This window comes from uncultured Candidatus Puniceispirillum sp. (assembly GCF_963979125.1).
Lineage (GTDB): Bacteria > Pseudomonadota > Alphaproteobacteria > Puniceispirillales > Puniceispirillaceae > Puniceispirillum.
The window spans coordinates 1-3,091 of record NZ_CAXBVX010000156.1 but is presented as its reverse complement, the minus strand read 5'-3'; the positions used below and the strand labels follow the sequence as shown (position 1 = coordinate 3,091).

The following is a 3,091-nucleotide window of genomic DNA, read 5'->3' as shown; positions in this document are numbered from 1 at the left end:
CTCCGTCGCAGTTGGCACCAAGCAAAAAATGAATAATTTCAATAAGACTAGACTTACCTGCACTGTTACGTGTCTTCCCCTCACCCAAGACATCATCACCACGTGATAGCAACACATTTAGTCCTGCATGAAATTCTATCGATTTAAAATTAGTCAGTGAACTATCAATCTTCCTAATCATTTAACACCTCTCAATCTGATTAGGCCTTTGTCATGTTTTATACTTCCGATCGCAAAGAGAAATGATAATGACAATGTAAACCAATCAAAACCTAATGGCGTTGATGTAGACTCATATTCCTTACTTACCTTGTGCCAAATATTTGAAACGGTTGATGGGTGTTGAAGGTTGGCGAGTATAGTTGCGCCAACCCCCAGTAATGAACGTCTTAGCATCAAGTGTTTGCTGGGCAGTATCATTTTGTGACTTCCAATCCTGAGCTTTCAAAAATCTCACAGAGGTCAAATAAATATGCCAATAAAATGTCAGCTGCTACGGTCTTTGATTTTTTATGAACAACATCGCCAATTGTGAACATAAGTAAATTGTCCATTATAACATCAGGATCAAGGTTTTGATTTTTAAGATCTGCGTATTTGTTCTTAAAATGAGATGCCAGTTTGTCAGCTCTCAAATTGTCATGATGATTAGCAAGATATCTTGCTACTTTAGGTGTATATTTACGCGCATTTGCAATTGCGTCTTTCCATGGTTGACTGAGGCCATTCTCATCCAGCTTACCAATTGGTACAGGCTCTAAAGGTTGCTTATCGATTGTGGAAGTATCTTCTGACTCCATAAGCGTATTGATTATATCTCTAATCAATTCTGGCTGGGCATTCATGTAGTCTTGACTTGTCGCTATGGCACCAAAAAAACCTTCAAGTTGATCAGATTTGAAGTCTGAAAAAATGGTCTCAAATTTATGTGAACCCATTGTGCTGATTTCAATTGTTTTGTTATCATTTTTAAGTTGTTCGATTTTTTGGACTATAGCTTCTGGCAAACCATCAATCAGATTGTGAACAAATATCCATTTACGCATTTCCAAGTTAGCGTTGTTGATTGCCTTATCAAAATCTTCTTCAATTTTCCTTTTTAATTGTGCAACATTTCCAGCAGAGCCGTTTGTTGCGCCATAACATTGAAAAACACATTTTTCAGATGTGAGATAGCCATCACATCCAGCATCACCAAATGATCCATGTGGGCGTATTTTTAGAAAATCCTCACCATATTTTTGTTGCATAACTTCAGAGAAAAACTCTTGAAATGCATTGGCGTTTGCTTCGCGTAACTTTAGCTGTAAAAGTCGCTTCCAATAAAAATCCATGTGAAGCCTCCCTAAACGGAAAGCCTACAGACAATAGTTTAATATAAAGTTAACAGCGATAAGCCACACAAAATCGCCTGCCGGAAACGGCACGAATATTAGCAATCATATAAAGAAAAAGGTTGGTGGAGCCAGACGGGATCGAACCGACGACCTCATGCTTGCAAAGCACGCGCTCTCCCAGCTGAGCTATGGCCCCACATTCGCCCCATATGGTTAAGGCGACGAACCTTGGAAATGTACCGTGTATAACCGGAACAGGGCGGTTATCTTCTAATGCGGCGTGCGGGTCAACCCCTTTTTCACGTCTTTAACGCAAAAAAAGGGGACAGCCATTACGACCGTCCCCATTTCAGGAGGAAACCTATTAATGCGGCGCGGGCGGGCGCCCTTAGGCCGCCGAGCGTGACCCCAGCGCATCAAGCACTGCCTGATAGACAATCTCGCCCTTATGCACATTCAGACCATTCATCAGATGCGGATCATCATCAAGCGCGGCAACGCCTTTGTCAGCCAGCGCCAGCACATGCGGCAAAGTCGCGTTATTCAACGCCTCGGACGAGGTGCGCGGCACCGAACCAGGCATATTGGCAACACAATAATGCACAATATCATCAATGATATAGGTCGGATCATCATGCGTGGTTGGCTTTGACGTTTCAAAACAGCCGCCCTGATCGATGGCCACATCAACCAGAACCGCGCCTGGCTTCATACCAGATAGCTGGGCACGGGTGATCAGCTGGGGCGCGCTGGCGCCCGGAATCAGAACCGCGCCGATAATCATATCGGCCTGCATGACCGCTTCGGCCAGAACCGCGCTGTTTGAATAGCGCGTGCTAATCGCATTGCCAAAAATATCCGACAGATAGCGCAGACGTGGCACTGACCGATCAAATACGGTAACGCGCGCGCCAAGACCAACCGCCATTTTAGCCGCATTCACGCCAACAACACCGCCGCCAATAATCACGACTTCAGCTGGCGCCGTGCCAGGTACGCCCGAAATCAGAATACCGCGCCCGCCGGCATTGGCTTTCAGATGCGACGCCCCTTCGACCACCGCCAGACGGCCGGCGACTTCGCTCATCGGTGCCAGAAGCGGCAAACCGCCCTGATCGTCAGTGATGGTTTCATAGGCAATGGCAGTACAGCCAGAATCAACCAGCCCATAAGCCTGCGGGGCATCAGCCGCAAGATGCAGATAGGTAAACAGGATCTGATCGGATGATAGCTGTACCCATTCGGATGGCTGTGGCTCTTTGACCTTGACGATCATCTCGGCTTTTTCAAATATGTCGGCAGCCGTGGCGGCAATCTCGGCACCAACAGCGCGATAGGCATCATCGCCCGCACCAATGCCAGCCCCCGCATTGGTTTCGACAATCACCTGATGGCCACGTCCAACAAGCTCGGCAACCGATGATGGCACAAGGCCAACGCGAAATTCTCTGGTCTTTATTTCCTTTGGAACACCTACAAGCATGACAAGCTCCTCATACGCCTTGGCCACGCCAAGATATTGTTAAAACTGTATGTATATATTATTCAAAAACTAATGGCATTACCTTGCTTTTTATTGTGGAATTTCATTATAGTGATGTTGATAATTCGTATTTTTATGCAAAACACGCACAAAAATTCTGTTTTCAAATTTGTTATTGATGATATATGCGGGTAATGAGAGCCAGATGGACAAAATTGATCTTACGATTCTTGAAGCGTTGCAAAATAACGCGCGTATTTCAAATGTTGAG

3 protein-coding genes, 1 tRNA gene and 1 pseudogene are annotated in these 3,091 nt (G+C 45.4%); 1 reads left to right on the top strand and 4 read right to left on the bottom strand.

Features of this window, described 5'->3' with window-relative positions:
• The 4 genes and pseudogenes from ABNT28_RS10625 to ald form a co-directional block, all read right to left on the bottom strand.
• Positions 1-181 (bottom strand): annotated as a pseudogene (locus ABNT28_RS10625) (DUF2326 domain-containing protein); the annotation flags it as partial.
• A 235-nt stretch (positions 182-416) separates the two neighbouring features.
• Complete coding sequence (locus ABNT28_RS10620) at positions 417-1,334, bottom strand: ABC-three component system protein (protein ID WP_348721576.1); 918 nt, start codon at positions 1,332-1,334, stop codon at positions 417-419.
• A 123-nt stretch (positions 1,335-1,457) separates the two neighbouring features.
• Positions 1,458-1,533, bottom strand: a tRNA-Ala gene (locus tag ABNT28_RS10615).
• Positions 1,534-1,725: 192 nt separating this feature from the next.
• Positions 1,726-2,820, bottom strand: a complete 1,095-nt coding sequence (ald, locus tag ABNT28_RS10610) for an alanine dehydrogenase (RefSeq protein ID WP_348721575.1) — start codon at positions 2,818-2,820, stop codon at positions 1,726-1,728.
• Between the two features lie 178 nt (positions 2,821-2,998).
• On the opposite strand from ald, the gene ABNT28_RS10605 reads away from it, so the two are divergent.
• On the top strand, positions 2,999-3,091 hold a 93-nt coding region (locus tag ABNT28_RS10605; RefSeq protein ID WP_348721577.1), incomplete at its 3' end, for an AsnC family protein.